At 56.7% G+C, this 14,889-nt stretch carries 14 protein-coding genes; 7 read left to right on the plus strand and 7 right to left on the minus strand.

Annotation, left to right across the window (positions count from 1 at the left end):
- Positions 1-148 precede the first annotated feature (148 nt).
- The 4 genes from D8676_RS18330 to D8676_RS27060 form a co-directional block, all read right to left on the minus strand.
- Complete coding sequence (locus tag D8676_RS18330; RefSeq protein WP_210210734.1) at positions 149-649, minus strand: hypothetical protein; 501 nt, start codon at positions 647-649, stop codon at positions 149-151.
- 4 nt (positions 650-653) lie between these two features.
- The gene (locus tag D8676_RS18335; protein WP_121582545.1) at positions 654-2,375 is read right to left on the minus strand and encodes an ATP-dependent helicase; all 1,722 of its coding nucleotides are present in this window, start codon (positions 2,373-2,375) and stop codon (positions 654-656) included.
- Positions 2,375-4,249, minus strand: a complete 1,875-nt coding sequence (locus D8676_RS18340) for an AAA family ATPase (RefSeq protein ID WP_121582546.1) — start codon at positions 4,247-4,249, stop codon at positions 2,375-2,377. Before D8676_RS18340 ends, D8676_RS18335 begins: the two co-directional genes overlap by 1 nt.
- A 180-nt stretch (positions 4,250-4,429) precedes the next feature.
- Positions 4,430-5,221, minus strand: coding sequence for a hypothetical protein (locus D8676_RS27060; protein WP_147448217.1), 792 nt, complete (start codon positions 5,219-5,221; stop codon positions 4,430-4,432).
- A gap of 1,085 nt (positions 5,222-6,306) precedes the next feature.
- Between D8676_RS27060 and D8676_RS18360 the strand changes: the two genes are divergently transcribed.
- From D8676_RS18360 to D8676_RS18380, 4 genes are all read left to right on the plus strand, one after another.
- Positions 6,307-7,062, plus strand: a complete 756-nt coding sequence (locus tag D8676_RS18360; RefSeq protein WP_183097146.1) for an amidohydrolase family protein — start codon at positions 6,307-6,309, stop codon at positions 7,060-7,062.
- Positions 7,063-7,067: 5 nt separating this feature from the next.
- Entirely contained in the window at positions 7,068-8,282 is a 1,215-nt protein-coding gene (locus D8676_RS18365) for a glycosyltransferase family 4 protein (RefSeq protein ID WP_147448218.1), read from the plus strand.
- A 127-nt stretch (positions 8,283-8,409) separates the two neighbouring features.
- Positions 8,410-9,291, plus strand: a complete 882-nt coding sequence (locus D8676_RS18370) for a methyltransferase domain-containing protein (protein WP_183097147.1) — start codon at positions 8,410-8,412, stop codon at positions 9,289-9,291.
- A 458-nt stretch (positions 9,292-9,749) separates the two neighbouring features.
- Positions 9,750-10,631 (plus strand): PhnA-like protein, encoded by an 882-nt coding sequence (locus tag D8676_RS18380; protein WP_121582554.1) that lies wholly within the window; start codon positions 9,750-9,752, stop codon positions 10,629-10,631.
- 57 nt (positions 10,632-10,688) lie between these two features.
- On the opposite strand, the gene D8676_RS18385 is transcribed toward D8676_RS18380, so the two are convergent.
- A complete protein-coding gene (locus D8676_RS18385; protein ID WP_121582555.1) occupies positions 10,689-11,255 on the minus strand; it encodes a ferritin-like domain-containing protein in 567 nt (188 codons plus the stop codon).
- 291 nt (positions 11,256-11,546) lie between these two features.
- Complete coding sequence (locus tag D8676_RS18390) at positions 11,547-12,038, minus strand: YidB family protein (RefSeq protein ID WP_245426884.1); 492 nt, start codon at positions 12,036-12,038, stop codon at positions 11,547-11,549.
- Between the two features lie 226 nt (positions 12,039-12,264).
- Between D8676_RS18390 and D8676_RS18395 the strand changes: the two genes are divergently transcribed.
- The 3 genes from D8676_RS18395 to D8676_RS18405 are packed head-to-tail and all read left to right on the plus strand — an operon-like array spanning position 12,265 to position 13,975.
- Positions 12,265-12,777, plus strand: coding sequence for a hypothetical protein (locus tag D8676_RS18395; RefSeq protein ID WP_121582556.1), 513 nt, complete (start codon positions 12,265-12,267; stop codon positions 12,775-12,777).
- On the plus strand, positions 12,777-13,172 hold the full coding sequence (locus D8676_RS18400; protein ID WP_121582557.1) for a phage holin family protein: 396 nt from the start codon (positions 12,777-12,779) through the stop codon (positions 13,170-13,172). The genes D8676_RS18395 and D8676_RS18400 overlap by 1 nt, the downstream gene beginning before the upstream one ends.
- A complete protein-coding gene (locus tag D8676_RS18405; RefSeq protein WP_121582558.1) occupies positions 13,169-13,975 on the plus strand; it encodes a DUF3618 domain-containing protein in 807 nt (268 codons plus the stop codon). Before D8676_RS18400 ends, D8676_RS18405 begins: the two co-directional genes overlap by 4 nt.
- Before the next feature lie 127 nt (positions 13,976-14,102).
- Here D8676_RS18405 and D8676_RS18410 read toward each other — a convergent pair whose 3' ends face one another.
- Positions 14,103-14,348, minus strand: a complete 246-nt coding sequence (locus D8676_RS18410) for a DUF2188 domain-containing protein (protein WP_121582559.1) — start codon at positions 14,346-14,348, stop codon at positions 14,103-14,105.
- Between the last annotated feature and the right edge of the window lie 541 nt (positions 14,349-14,889).

Below are 14,889 nucleotides of genomic sequence, written 5' to 3' on the forward strand. Positions count from 1 at the left end.
CCACCCCAAACGAGTTCTACCGCCCACCTGTGGACGAAAGGATTCATTCCGGCGGAATGGGACCGAACTAGAGACCGTCCGGTACCGGCCAGGTGTCGCGACAAGCTGCCGTTCAGCACCGATTCCATACTCGAACGAACGTATCTGATTATCGTGTAGAGCCGGCCGTCGAAGCGCTCCTCTTGTTTTTTAGAAAGATCATTCCATCGAATGCGCCGAGTTTTGCCTCGTCAGCATTTCGGTATCGCCGTTTGTTCGTAACCGAAAAGCCGGTCTCGACCTCCGTCAGCTTCCCACCCCACGAATCATCGCCCTGCTTGAAGATAACGATGTGAAAGCCATCGGTCTTGAGATACGGGTTTCCGGCCTGCGAGATTTTCCACTTGCGCAAGAGCCAACGCTTTCGGCGAGCTGCAACATTTCGTAGATCCTGCTCGCGGCGGCGCGGGGTGACATAGTCATCTTCCATCTTCTCTGCGCACACGCACCCAACGTCGAGCCCTTCTGGATAGTCCTCATGCGACATGTGATGAACGAAGCGGATCTCCTCGCGTCCGCACATTGCGCAGCGACCATCGGGCGTGCCGAGATCGGTGACGAAATCGCAGATCCAGCCTTTGTGCGGAACGTTCTTTTGATCCCAGGACATCGCACTAGTTCTCGAAAAGCGAGGTCGCACCTTGCGGGCGCAGGATGCGGACGCGGTGACGCGCCCTTGTCACGCCCACGCGAAGAACCCTTCTGCTGTCCGCAAAATGCGGAGCCTCGCTTGGCCGCAAAATCTCTCCACCCCTGTGTCCCTCGACAATGACAACGCCATCGAACTCTTTCCCCTTGGACTTATGAAGCGTCATGACCATGCAGCCGCGCGGCGGCCGTTCCGCTCCTATCAGTCGCTGCTGCTCAAGGATTGCCGCAACGGCGCGATAAGCGCCGGAATAGTTGCCGGATGCCGCCCAGATATCGCTCAGAGCGCGAGCGATCGGGTCGCCCGCGGTCGTCATGCCGACCATGCGTGATTGTTGGGCGATCTCCTTTAGGTCCTTGTGCCCCCCAAGCACGGCGCGCGATGCGTTCCAGTCGGTGACAGGATCACCGCTCAACGGCAGAGCGCAATCAGCGACAAGCTGCGCAGCGCCCGAACGAATAGTCTTGCCCGCATCAATTGCACTCGCCCCAGCCTGAAGCGCGCTCGCCCGCGTCCCATTCGTGGCCGCACCCGTGCGGTTGTGCTGCTCGCACCAATCTTTGCTTTGCAACCAGAACTCTGCCGCCTGCGCGAGCGATGCTTTCCGAGTTGACGCGCAAAAATCGGATCGCTGTTCCAGCAGGCGAGCGATGCACAGTGCGGCTGAGGCGGAGAGTTCTGCATCCCATGCGATTTCGTGAGAGAGCGGCCCACATGCCATCTTCGCGTAGCTCCGGCGTGCCGAGAGCGCATCGGAAACCTGGATAACTAGATCGTTGCTTGGTGCGAGGACCGCGACCGTAGGCTCGGCAATGCCGCGCTTACGCAGATCGATGAACATCTGCCGGACGTAAAACAGGACTGCCGCTTTGAAGATGTTGTCGATGGGTGCATACGCACTCTGCGCAACATCGCGGCAAGCCGGTGTGGGCGCTACCGCGCGAACCACCGCATTTCCAAAGCGCAATACATCTGAGTCTTTGCTCCGGTGATTGTCGTCCTGGAGATCGCCTTCCTTGAGCGTGAACTCCGTGCGCAGGATGTTCAGCCGCTCCGGATCAACGCCCGGTCTGAAATTGTAAATCCGTTGCTCGGGATCTGCGAGAAAGGCGCATTGGGTCGCTCCTGCTAGCGCCCGCACGAGCTTCCACTGATCGTTGTCCGTGTCCTGAAACTCATCGAGAATAACGAATGGGTATTGATCGGCGATACCATGGCGGAGCGCCTTGCTCTCCTCCAGCAGACGAGCGGCTGCGTGTGCAAAGGCTTCGAAGGATACGCGGCTTTCCTCATCAAGAAGCCTTCGGCGTTCTGCTCCCCAATCGCCGGTGAACTGGGTGCGCAGCACTCCTTCCGCCCCAGGAGTCATCATCACGAGGGGAAACCCACGCAGCGCTTGCCCATGGGCTCGAAGCAGTTCCCAGCAGAAGGAATGGTATGTGCGAACCTCGATGCGCTTCATCTGCTCGCTGGATAGGATCTCCTTGCACCGCAAGAGGATTTGCTGGACGGCAGCGCGCGAGAAACTCAGGAACAACGCATTCTGGCCAGGCTTGAAGGTTAGAATGAGAGTCTGCGCTTTGAGAATCGCAAGTGTGGTTTTGCCCGAGCCCGGTCCTCCGAGCACAAGGACATGGCCTTTTTCATCGATGAGATCCTTGCGCTTCTGGTCGAGCTCAAAAAGCATCAGCCCGTGCCAGTTAGAGGCTGCGGATCATCTGTCTCCTCTTTATCAGCGTCCTTGCTTCCACGGTCTTCTGGGGCGTCATCGCCGAGCGGCGGAAGCTTCGTCCTCTGATACACATCGATAAGAAAATCGACGATTGTCTTTGGAAGCTCGTCTTTCGCTTGGCACTTCTCGATAAGGTGGCGCGCGAAGACGCCGCCCTTGTGGTCGATTAGAACAGCTTTGGTCTTGGCCCGGACATCCGCATCGGGCGTCGTTGCAGCGATGGTGCCGGGCGCAGATCGATACTCCGGCCAGGTCGATACTTCCCTCAGGAAGCGGCGCTGCGCTGGCACGGCCACCTCTTCAGCAAGGAGCGCTTCGATGCCGGTATACGACGTCTCGACATTCACCTCAAACAGCCCCAGCTTTTCCTTCTGCTCTTCGGTCCACTTCGTCTTTGGCTTGTCCTGGAATGCGAAAGCGCGTTTGTTCAGGCTTGAGAAAACCGGGCCCCATTTCGGGACATCGCCTTGGCCGCCGGCGTCGAAGAGCGTGATACCTGTAAGATCGAGCGGATCGTAGCTGCCTGGACCGGCCAATGTCTCCAAGGCCTCTGACGTAACCATTAATGCGGCAACCTCCGTCTCGCCTTCTGCCGCAATAACCCCTCGGGAGAGCACGACATCGGAGAGCTGCAGTTTGTGCCGGCGGATTGTTTTGTAGCGAACACCTTCTTTGGGTAGCGGCGTCGCACTGAGCACATGTGTTTCAGAGCGGCCGATGGCGAGGATCTCACCAACATCGAATTCATTGATAACGTTGGGCGAGTGGGAGGTGACAATAGCCTGTCCCATCCTCGAGCGCAGATAGCGCGTCACGCGGCGCTGCGTGTGCGGAGGCAATGCGATCTCTGGCTCTTCCATCGCGAAGATGACGGAACCGTTGCCGCGAAGATCTGCGATGTGCGTGAGCAGTGCGAACACAAGCGTGTTGATGGAGCCTGTGCCGAGCCGATGGAATGGGACGGCGTAATCGCTTCCCTTCGATCGAATGAAGAACTGCACGACTTCGCGCAGGTTTTCGCGCGTCAGGTCCGAGGCGAAAAACGCGGTGGCGTCATCGGTCTCGGCGATCCCGATGAATCGCTGCATCCGCTCTTGCACCTGCTCGCGGATCTTCTTCAGCTGCGCAATCGATCCGATTGGCTTTGAGAACTCCCTGAGCCGCAGGATTGTGTCTTCCCACATGGATTCGCGGCCGGTGTCGCCAAGCCGCAATATCGTGTCGAGGAGGGATCCGCGTTCGAGGCTGAGTGCGCGGCGGCCCGTCCTTAGGGTTCGCAGATAGATGAATCCGCATTTCTGTTTCCATTCGCGTCCGAATGGCTCCAGACCATCACCAGGGTGCTGAACGTCCTCCTCGTGTTTGGCGGAGGCGGGGTGCGAGAAATATGTCTTGCCCTCAAAATCATCGAGCTTGCGATCGTACCAACCCATGAAAACGATGGGCAGAGCGCGCACGACGTCCGCGCCATCAAGGTCTGCGGGCGTTGCGCCTTCCACATCAACAAAGCCGCCTTTCGACTCACTCCAGGGGCGCGTCTTTGAAAGCAACGTGCGCTGATGTTCTTCCGAGAGTCCCAGCAGAACGACTTCGATTTGAATGACGACCGGCTTCTTGTCGGCTCGGAGGTAGTCGCCGTTGTGAAAATCATGCTCATCGACAATCGGGCGTTTGAAAAGCCGCTCGGTTCCGAGTGCGAGGTCGAGCGCTTCGCACAAAGTCGACTTGCCGACATTATTGTCGCCGACAATCAGCGTGTGTCCTGGAAGATCGACAACGCCTTCGGAAACGCCTCTGAAATTTCGAATGGTAATTCTGCGAACACGCATGCTTTCGCCCCTCCCGCGTGAATGATAGTTCGCAGGATCGGGGAATTTCAATGAAAACAAGTTAGAGAGCGAAGGTTCGCCTACTGTGCTCCGTACCTGGCCGAGATACCTAGATGAGCCCAAGGCAATATCTCAGACATTTGGAGGGGACGACTATCAAAAATGCGTGCGGCCTCGCGCTCAATCAAGTTTTCTCTGGCTCGCGGCCCGGACTTCGCTTGGTTCGCCATCGGCATGTCCGGTAGCGACGTGCTTGGAGGGGTGGCCAATGTAGCTCTTGAGGTGGATACCAAGGTCTGCGTTGCCACGCCAATATCCATCAATCCACCGGTCGGGCCCGAGAGAGGGCTTTAGGTGCTTTCGAACATAGTGCAGTTGGTGTTCGCGATGCTCGACTTTAGCATTACTGACCCCAGTCCCATGGACACCGGGCCTGATGTGACATTGATACCATTTGAGCTGCGGCGGTTCGAGGCCGCGCTCCGCTGCAAGACGCATTACCCTTTTATCGGTATCGTGTGGTCGCAAGTCTGCTAGGCCCGATTGATTGATAATACATAGAAATTTTTCAACCAGAACCAGACCAGCGAAAGCACTACCGGTCTTGCTCTCTGACGGAATTGTTTCATCACCGAGAACTATCTCGTCTGAGCCAGGCACAAACGCCGCCTGCCACGCAATTGCAATCCTCCCCTCATCCTGCTCGGCTATGCAGTTTACGGACACTCTTCCGTCCACTTCCCGCTCCTGGCAGGCAAAAGCGATGCGTTTTCCTCTGATGATCGCTTCTATGAAGGTGCGGGGCGCAGGCAGCTGCGCATTCGCACTGAACCCGCTGTCTGAAGGGTCAGCGCCGCGCATTTCAAGAGCCATCGACGTCAGTGCCGAGCACTCCAAGAACTGTGACGCCGTCAATGCGCGCTGGGTCGATTCATCGCCCATCCTGAATATTTTAGCTGCCAATGGCGTCAATTCGGCCCGCTCCGCTGCATGCTCAGATCATTCTAGACGCTGCAAATGTCGTGTGATTTCGACCTGAATGTCGATCTTGCGAAGATCGAGCTAGTTGGCAAGTGTGCTGCTTCAGGAAATGACCGTAACGATGTGAACGCCGAAGTATGGCGCTAAGCGGCCATCTCGCCGAAGTCGCATAACATCCGATGCGGAACAGGCGGATATCTGCATGGGGGCCGATACCGGCCCGTCCGGTTTGCTCTGATTTTGCCATGAGCTGGCAGTTTCGCGTCGACCCTATGGCGGTCGTATAACGCGACGGATGCGTTCTCAATGAGCGACTAGAGAAAAACCCCGCTGCGGGCCACACGACGCATAGCAAAATTAGATGGCTCTCACCGTCCACTGCCAGCCCGTTACAGCCCAGAAGGACATGTCTGCGGTTCTTAGGTTGGGGCCGGTTAGTGAATGGAGCCGTCAATGTCGGACGGTCGCAGGGTAGTTACGGCAACACAACACCGAGGAGCAGTCGATCGAGGCCTGGCGGAAGACAAAACCCCAGGGTTCGACCCGGCCGCTGCGCCAATGGAGACGGATGCTGAAGCCGGGTCCGCCACTGACCATTCGGAGATGTCTGTCGCTAGAGACGCTCCGGGGCCTTTGCCCCGCGTCAACGCAGCGTCGCATGGAAATGCTATGCGACCCATTGATGATCAGAAGGAAAGGTCGTCCTCCACCCCGTTCTTGCCTTTGATCTTGGGGGTGGTCTTGGTCATTCTGATCATTGCCACGGTGGAACTAGTCTCGTGAGAAGTGTTGGTGCACATCAGCCAGTTCCTGCCCGAGCCTGGGGAAGGCCCTCCGCGCGGGTAGAAACGCCTTAACAAGGACGGGTGTTCGACCCTGCTGAGAAGGACGTGTTCAGGAGTAAGTGCGCTAGCATCTGTCGTAGCGATATCCAAGCGAATGAGTAAGCGTAGATGCGTCGCTCAAACGTATGGAACACAGGCGCTTATCGGAGGTTAGGAGCTACGAACGGGAAAACTTATGTGATTATAGACGCTCACCTCCACTCATCGGGTCACGAAACAACGAAGGATGTCTTGGAGTCCCTGGATCGCGCGGACATCGACTTCGGCGTGATACTAGCTCCTTTTCTTACAGCGCCGTATTCGCTCCTCAACCGCAACTCGCTTCGTGACGGAAACCGCTATCTCTCTAAGTTGATAGCCGGTCACGCCGATCGCCTTTGCGGCTTCGCGGTCGTAAATCCGCTCCACGCTGAAGCGCCATTCGATTTGGAAGAAGCCGCCTCGCTGCCGGGCATACGCGGACTGAAGATGGTGCCCACTGGCTGGTATCCCTATGACGATTGCGCACACAGGGTTTACGAAGTCGCAGCGCGATTTAATCTTCCGATCCTCTTCCACAGCGGCATCTTTATCGACGGCAAGTCCGGACGCTTCTGCAGGCCTACCTTCTATGAAGCGGTTCGCGATCATCCTGGACTTCGCGTTACCCTTGCCCACCTTGGTTGGCCGTGGTGTGACGAGGCCAATGCGGTTGGCTTGATTGATCGCATAAACGGCGTAGAAGCTGACGCCAGTCAGTTTCGTTTTGACATCTCGTTCGGTTCTCCACCTGCCTACCGGGCGGAGACATTGCGCAAGGCACTTGAGGTGCTCGGGGCGGATTTAATCCAATTTGGCAGCGACCGATTCCTGCCTTGCCCTGGCGAGCACATTCGCTCGGCGATCGATGATGTATCGGCCCTTTTTGACGAGCTGTCGGTAGACGCCGGCGCGCGGCAAAGGATCATGTCGGGTACCGCTGCAAGCTGGCTCGGGATTGGGGACTGACTTTCGTGGACGCATCGGGATTTACAACCATTCCAGTTCTGCGAGACAAGCCTGACAGAATTCACATCCTTGAGGTTCTGGGTAATGCGATAGTGGGAGGTATGGAGAGTTACGTCCGCAACCTTATCGCCAACCTCCCAGTGGCGGAGTTCGAAGTTACCGTTCTCTGTCCTTTTGAAAGTGCCTATACACGCCTTCTCCGCGAGCAGGGATTAACAGTTTACATCGCGGCGTTACGTGACGATCCGCCGTGGCGTTCAATTGAAATGATATGCAGCCTCGTTCGCAAGCATCGCGTCGATATTGTTCATGCCCACCTAATGAATGCTCACACGGTAGGGGCCTTGGCGGGGGCGCTGATGAACACCGCGACCGTGGCGACAATGCATGGGATGAGTCTGCACCCGCAAGAAATCAGCGTCGCGCGCCTTACCAACTCACATCTCATCCTCGTTTGCCGTGAAGCCTGGTCGCAGGCAGTGGCGGTTGGCCTTCCGCTGGAAAGTCTCGCTCTTGTTCCTAACGGCGTGGACCTTACCACTTTTCATCCAGGAGCCTCCGAGCGGTCGATATTCAGGAATGCCATTGGAGTGGGAGCAGAGGAATTTCTGATCGGCTTCGTCGGACGGTTGGCTTGGGAAAAAGGCCCTGATAAATTTGTCAGAGCAGCCCAATCCATCTTAAGGGAGCATCCGTCAGTGCACTTTGCGCTCGTCGGAGATGGACCGATGCTTGCTGAGTTGAAACACGCCATCGACCACGCTGGAATAGCAGGTCATGTGCACATAGCAGGGGTTTGGGCTGCGCCCCAGCAAGTCTACAGTTCGCTAAACCTTCTGCTTCATACTTCCCGATCGGACGCGATGCCTCTAGTGATACTAGAGGCGATGGCATGCGGAGTGCCGACTGTTGCCATCGGCGTGGGAGGCATACCGGAACTTCTGGAAACTGGCGAAACCGGGTTCGTAATCGGTACTTACGAATGGCCAGGGATCGTAAGTGAATTCCCTGCCGATTGGGAGGGTGTCGCGAAGGCTGCGGCCCATTTGATAGGGCACCCTCATCTTTTGAACCGCATGTCTCAAGCAACCGCAGATAGAGCCGCGGCATTGTTTGATATCAGGCAGTCCGCCAAGCTAACCGCCGATGTATTTCGCCAATTGGCAAAGCGTCCGGACGCCCACGGTAACATCAAGGTGCTCCCTCACCCGACCGCCTGAGTATCAAGAGGGCCAACCGCGAGACGATGAAGCGAATAGAACACTGCCGGTCATTGGGGCAGAAATTCTTGACTGGAAGGACGAGGAACAACCTGAGGCGTCTTTTGGGAATACATGGACAAAATTGATGAGCAATCACCAGAGGCCTGATCGATCAAATCGCCTTCAACGCTCGGAGCCCGGCGCCGAGGCTCTGGAACCTTCGCCGGGCGATACCGCCAGGGGTGCCGCATACAAAACGGACATGGTTCACAAACAGCAATTTCCTGAAACGGGCGCCGACGATTCCGAGACGACGAAGGATCTATTGCAGGCCGCACGAGTCGGACATACGAGAATCCCACAGCGGAGCGGCGTCCCCGACGTAGGTAGTGTCCGCTTCGGTGATCTCCGCAACGTGTCCCCTATTAGTAGGGCATATGGGTTAGATAGGGGACGACCAATCGATAGGTACTATATCGAAAAATTTCTCGCTTTCGAGGCCAGTTTAATTACGGGTCGGGTTCTGGAAATCGGTGATAATACATATACTCAAAGATTTGGCGTCAACGTAATTCGAAGTGACGTCTTGAATCTACACTCGGGTATTGAGGGAACTACGCTCGTTGCAGACTTGGCCAACGGGAGCGAATTAGAGAGCAACTCATTTGACTGCATAATAGCCACGCAAACCCTCAACCTTATTTATGACCTCCCGTCAGCGATGAGGACTCTGCATAGGATACTCAAGCCCGACGGCGTCCTGCTGTGTACGGCGCCGGGCATCTCCCAGATCGCTTATGACGGATGGAATGAAAGTTGGTATTGGGCATTCACCGTGAATTCCGCTGCCAGGGTGGCTTCGGAAGTGTTCTTGAAGAACCACGTTTCCGTGGCCAGCTGCGGCAACGTATTATCTGCAATCGCCTTCCTGGAAGGCCTTGCCGACTCAGAGTTGACCGTCGGCGAACTCGACGCGCATGACCCAGCTTATCAGATGATCATTTTGATTAAGGCGCGGAAAGTGTAGAGCCCTTTCATCGAAAGATTACTCTTGAATACCTCGCTGATGACTACTCAAGTTTGCAGCAAGCCACGGCGCCGCATAAGCGCACAAAATACGTCACGCGCCTCACCTGTCGAGATAGCCCCGCATAGCGCCTCGTGGCACGCGCTGCATGTTGCGTAGTAAGCCTCATCCCGAGCGTGTGTTGGTTGGGCGTCCAGGAACTGGATCGCATCAATCACGCTGCGGACCTGAACCGGAAACCCATTTCGACCAGAACGTGTACGGGGGAGGAGAAATTGGTCTCGACCATAGCAATTCGCCCTGCTTACCAACTAGTACCAAGCGCCGATCGCTAGCACCACCCAACCTCGGCAGCCGCAACATGTTCCTGTAGACCTGCTTGTCTCAAGGAACCTGATCCCGCTTCGGTGGTTAGGCCGCCAGCTTTGTCAAGACGGCAAGGCAACTGGAGACTGACCATGACCAACCTCGATCGGCCAACAGCATATACACCTGACCTCGGCGCCAACTCACTATCGGGAGAAGCCCATGCAATCCTCATCAATAAGGTTAGTTGGGGCGCCATTTTTGCCGGCGTTGTCGTGGCGTTAGTCGTGCAGGTGCTACTCACCATGCTTGGTGCGGGCATCGGCATTGCAACCCTCGACCCGGGCACATCCGACAATCCCGACGCGTCGACTTTTTCAATAATCGCCGGCGTCTGGTACGTCGTTTCAGGCATTGTTGCAGCCTACATCGGCGGCTTCGTTGCCGGCAGGATGTCGGGAAAGACCCACGAAACTGCCGGTGGCTATCACGGTCTAACCACTTGGGCGATGACCACGCTTCTGGTGTTGTATTTCCTTACCACGACGATTGGTACTATCGTTGGTGGGACCCTATCCGGCGTCGCAACTACCGTGGGCGGTATCGGTCAGACCGTCGCCACAGCCGCCGCGCCAGCGATAGCACAGTCTAATCCGCTTGACGCGTTGGAGTCGCAAGTTCGGGCAACCGGCACGGATCCCGAGGCGCTTAACAATGCAGCGGTAAACTCGATCAGAGCCGTGATGATGGGTGAGGAAGCAGACGCTGCGACAGCGCGTCAGCAGGCCGCCCAAGCTCTTTCAACGGCTCGCGGAATACCGCTAGATCAGGCAACACAGCAAGTCGCAAACATAGAAAAGCAATATCGCGATAAGGTCGAGGCGGCTAAGCAGACCGCTACTGACGCAGCGAGCGCAACCGCCTCAGCCACTTCGATGGGCGCTATTTTCGCGTTTATTGGGCTCGTGCTTGGCGCAGGCGCTGCTTGGATAGGTGGTCGATCGGGCGTCCGTAACGCGACTTCCTATACCTGACGAAAACAAGGCGTCGCCGTGCTGGGTGCATGGCGACGTCTGTGGTGAAGCGCAGAGCTATCGTGCAGCGTCGTCCTGTTCCGACTCCACCTCGCTCTCGTCCTCCGCGTCTTCTTCTTCCACTTCGCTTTCACCGAGGGCGGCTTGATTGACGCCACCATCCGCTAATTCGGTCAAGGCTTCGTCTGTCGCTTCCTCTTCCTCGAGCGTCACCTGGAGGATCTCAGCAGCATCCGAAAGTTCGAGCACACCGGCCCATGCGACGAGGGCGCCGTAACGGGCGATCTCGTAGTGCTCTACGGCCTGGGCCGCCGCAACGAGCCCCGCGTCGATTGCTGCTGTACCCTCGTGCTGTTCGATAATTTCTTCGCCTTCAGCAATAATGCCATCGATTGCTGGGCACTCCTTGCCTTTCGGTTCTTGGCCCAAGATTTCGAAGACTTGCTTCAGGCGTTCAACCTGAGCTTCCGTTTCCGAGAGATGTTTTTCGAATGCGTCCGTGACCTCCTGCGTCGCGACTGCCTCTGCCATTTTCGGCAGCGCTTTCAGAATCTGATTTTCGGCGTAATAGATGTCTTTAAGTCCATCAAGGAAGAGGGTTTGAAGGCCGTTGTCGGTAGGCATAGTGGTCTCCTTAGGTTTGAGAGACCAGCCGAACACCGTCCTATAGAGGATTGTTCCGCGTCAAGGCCGCCGCCCTACACCTCGTATACAAAAGTGCGGCCGTCCTTCTTTAGCGGCGCTCCCCGTATGTCCGCTTGCGGCCGTACGCGAGGTGGCTCCCTACGGCTGGCTTGAGGCAGCACAGCTGCCGCATAATAGCCGTACGCCACCACGCAGTGTCCGGTATCGCCCTGCACAACGCCAAATCAGAAATTAAGCCAGGGCGAACAAAAGCGAGTAACTCCCGCAACATCAGTCGCGTGGTGGTATTTCATCCAAAAGCGAAGGTTGCGTTACAGCCTTTGGCCGGGGCAACTCGCCTTCCGGCGAGAGCCTGTCAACAGCTGCGGGAAGAGCGCCGGTGATCCTCGCCACGAGTTCTTGTTTCGATAGTCCGGTTTGAATCGAAAGCGAAGATAACGTTTCGTCGTCTATCGCTGCTTCAACCTCTCCCTCGTCCAGCGGCTCATTAGGCCCCTGCCGTATCCAGGAGTCGACCTTCTGCCCGGCTCCGGTGCTTCTGAACCGCTCCAGCAATTCGCCGAGAGGAGTCCCCGACGTTCCCTCGGCGAAACGATCAAGAAAGCCTCCCTGCGGATCATTCGGATCGCTCCGTAAACCGCTGCGGATCACTTCACCAAGCTTGTCACGGTTCTGGTAGGCCAAGATACCGAGCGCAGCGATTGCTAGTTTGCCTAGGTTTGCCATGAGGATCTCCCTTTGCCAGGAAATCCAGTCAGGCATTAGAAGTTCCCCCGGGAGGAACTTGGGACTTTCGTCCATCGCATCCGGCAAATGCCGATTTTAGCGCCAGCTAAAAAATCGTTCACTTCGGCTGGAACATCTGCGCCTTCGCACTGTTGAGACGCAGAGGAGAACTCGCATCATGAACGCAGTCATCTATCTGATCGGCCTTGTTGTCGTCGTGCTGGCAATCCTTTCATTTTTGGGACTCCACTAGGAGGTCGATATGCAGCGAGCACCTGAGAAAACCACGCCGAGCTTCGACACAGCAAAATCAGAAATTGCCGGGAGAATTTCGCGCGAGAAGCAGAGTGCTACCGAAGCGCTCCACGATGCTGGCGACGATATCAAACAGAAAGCGGCGGAATACGCGTCGGAGGCAAAAAGTGCCCTGTTTGAACAGGCAACGCAGCAGCAACAGAACCTAAGTGCCCACATATCAGCGTTTGGGGGCGCACTAAGAGCCGCGAGCGAACACCTCGCCAATGGCGACCAAAAATCAGTCTCAAAATTAGTTCTAGACGCAGCTGGTGGGCTTGAGCGCCTCTCAAGCAAACTGAAGGACAAGAGTTTCGAGGAGGTGCTGCAGGAAGTTCGATCCATGGGCCGCGACAATCCTGGCGCGCTATTCGTCGGCTCGATGATCGCTGGCTTGGCCATCGGTCGGATTGCGAAAAGTTCCTCCCCTCAGCCGACAGGGGGCCCTTCCACGGAAACAGAGAAAGCGGGAGGTGTGTGATGCCCGCAAATTCTGATGACAGAAACCTCGCTACACTTGTCGGTGATCTTGCCCAACAGGTTACACGCCTCGTGCAAACGGAGAGCCGACTTCTAAGAGCTGAATTAGGTGAGAAAGCCAGTCAAGCAGGGGCCGGCGCAATCGAAGTCTTGGGCGGCGCCATCTGTCTTCTGGCGGCGCTGATAGTACTTCTGCAGGCTTTGGTGATTGCACTGGCGCAGGCAGGTCTCGGTGCGGGTTGGTCATCTCTTTTGGTAGGTGTTCTCGTCGCCATCCTCGGAGTTGTCCTTCTACGCACTGGAACGGCAGCTATGCATCCCGCTGAACTCAATCCCGACCGCACTCAACAGCAGCTTAAGAGAGATGCTGCTGCCGTAAAGGAGCAATTTAAATGACCATTCAGTCGGCAGCAGAACTTGAGCGCGAGGCCGAAGCTGTGCGCGCACACGTTACAGAAACCGCGGATGCTATCCGGCAGAAGATGACTCCTGGACAGCTTATTGATGAATTTGCTGGGATGTTCTCAGGCGGCGACACCTCAGCTGCGATAAACAATCTCAAGAGCCAAGTTCGCGATAATCCTCTGCCATTGGCCTTGATCGCCACCGGATTGGCTTGGCTGACGCTCGGGCCGCCAGTGACAACTAGCTTTAAGGTAGCGCGGGCGAGTCGCGCGTCCGACGACGTAGGCATGCGTATGAGCGAGGGGGAGCATTACCAGGATCCCAAAGATACTTCATCGGCCCCCGGCGAAGAGGGAGGAAACGTGTTGCAAGACGTTGCCGGCCGGATTGGCGATGCAGCGGTATCGGCAACGAATAGCGCCCAGGGGATTGCCTCAAACGTAAACGCGAGTGCTTTCGAAGCAGTGAGAGGCGAGCCTCTCATTCTGGCTGCCGTCGGGCTTGTGATGGGCACAGTAGCAGGAGCTCTCTTGCCTAAAACCGAACTCGAGACCGAACAACTCGGTCCCGTTGGCGAAGATCTTCGCGGGCAGGCCAAAGCAGTCATGCAGGAAGGGTTGGAAGAAGCGAAGACGGTCGCCGGAAAAACCTACGAAAGCCTAAAGGAGGAAGCAGACAATGGTCTACGGGACGAAGGGACTATAGCTGAGAAAGTGAGCGATATTGTCCGTGGCGCCGCCACGAAGGCAGAAGAGACGGTCCGGGAGAGGCTCGGCGAACCAAAGCAGGGATGAACCGGCTGATATGGTCAGCGGGACAGTCCGCGTTGACCATCTGCACTGCGCCTCCCACCCGACATGCAGCGTTGGCAGATGGCCTTATTGACGAACGGCTCGAGGCCGATCCGAGCGTAAGAAGCCATCAGCCGGGCGTCTTCTCAGGATCGTTTCCGTAAGTCCGCTCTTCGCGGATGGTGCCATCGAGTTTATGAAAAACCGCTTGGCCGAGGCCACCGTCATCGTAGGCCGCGCGAGCTTCGTCAATGGCTGCTCGCTCGGCTTCCTTTTGCGTATCGTGCTTTGATACCACTTGTTTGTCGAGCAGAACCACCCAACCATCTTTCTTGGTCAGGATGGAATGAAAAACTTGCCTCTCAATCTTCGCCATCTGTATTGCCTCCTCGAGTTCTCGTCGGGTATCGATGGTCGGTGTCGTTGGGATTTCGCGACGGAGAGTCCCTGGAATCCCGCGGTGCGAAGTTGGCATTAGGCGCGCTCGACTTTGCGCCGCGCTTGGCCCTCCGACTTTTCTCAGACAGCCAAAGCACCCAGTCAGTATATGACTTGAGACGCATCAGCATGAACCGTTTAGGCGGGGCTTGGCCTCAGGCCTGTTAGAGTTTCTGACCAGTTTTACAGATGATATGGGTTGCTGCAGCCTGCTCAGTGGATCGAGCTTTGACTTGAGCAGCCGACGACCATGCCACGTCGGGCATAACTCGGCTGCCAGACTGCGACACCATTTCATCGCCAGCACCTCATCCGTCCGAACTCGCTGTCAACGGTAAAAGTTCCAGGATGTTCATCCGCTAGTCTTGCGAGAAGAATGAGTTGAGCGCCAATGCTAGCGGTGTAAGGGCTTCCTGAGGGACGTGATGCCCACTCTCGACTGGGTATGAGAAGGGGAGCTCGCGCGGCGTTTCAATGGC

The organism is Mesorhizobium sp. YM1C-6-2, assembly GCF_003666685.1.
Lineage (GTDB): Bacteria > Pseudomonadota > Alphaproteobacteria > Rhizobiales > Rhizobiaceae > Mesorhizobium_K.

Bases quoted from the DNA above. Each gene is read 5' to 3' on its own strand.
- D8676_RS18380 (WP_121582554.1), top strand. From the start codon at position 9,750: ATGACCAACCTCGATCGGCCAACAGCATATACACCTGACCTCGGCGCC.
- D8676_RS18330 (WP_210210734.1), bottom strand. From the start codon at position 649: ATGTCCTGGGATCAAAAGAACGTTCCGCACAAAGGCTGGATCTGCGAT.
- D8676_RS18400 (WP_121582557.1), top strand. From the start codon at position 12,777: ATGCCCGCAAATTCTGATGACAGAAACCTCGCTACACTTGTCGGTGAT.
- D8676_RS18395 (WP_121582556.1), top strand. From the start codon at position 12,265: ATGCAGCGAGCACCTGAGAAAACCACGCCGAGCTTCGACACAGCAAAA.
- D8676_RS18410 (WP_121582559.1), bottom strand. From the start codon at position 14,348: ATGGCGAAGATTGAGAGGCAAGTTTTTCATTCCATCCTGACCAAGAAA.
- D8676_RS18370 (WP_183097147.1), top strand. From the start codon at position 8,410: ATGAGCAATCACCAGAGGCCTGATCGATCAAATCGCCTTCAACGCTCG.
- D8676_RS18405 (WP_121582558.1), top strand. From the start codon at position 13,169: ATGACCATTCAGTCGGCAGCAGAACTTGAGCGCGAGGCCGAAGCTGTG.
- D8676_RS18390 (WP_245426884.1), bottom strand. From the start codon at position 12,038: ATGCCTGACTGGATTTCCTGGCAAAGGGAGATCCTCATGGCAAACCTA.
- D8676_RS18335 (WP_121582545.1), bottom strand. From the start codon at position 2,375: ATGCTTTTTGAGCTCGACCAGAAGCGCAAGGATCTCATCGATGAAAAA.
- D8676_RS18340 (WP_121582546.1), bottom strand. From the start codon at position 4,249: ATGCGTGTTCGCAGAATTACCATTCGAAATTTCAGAGGCGTTTCCGAA.
- D8676_RS18385 (WP_121582555.1), bottom strand. From the start codon at position 11,255: ATGCCTACCGACAACGGCCTTCAAACCCTCTTCCTTGATGGACTTAAA.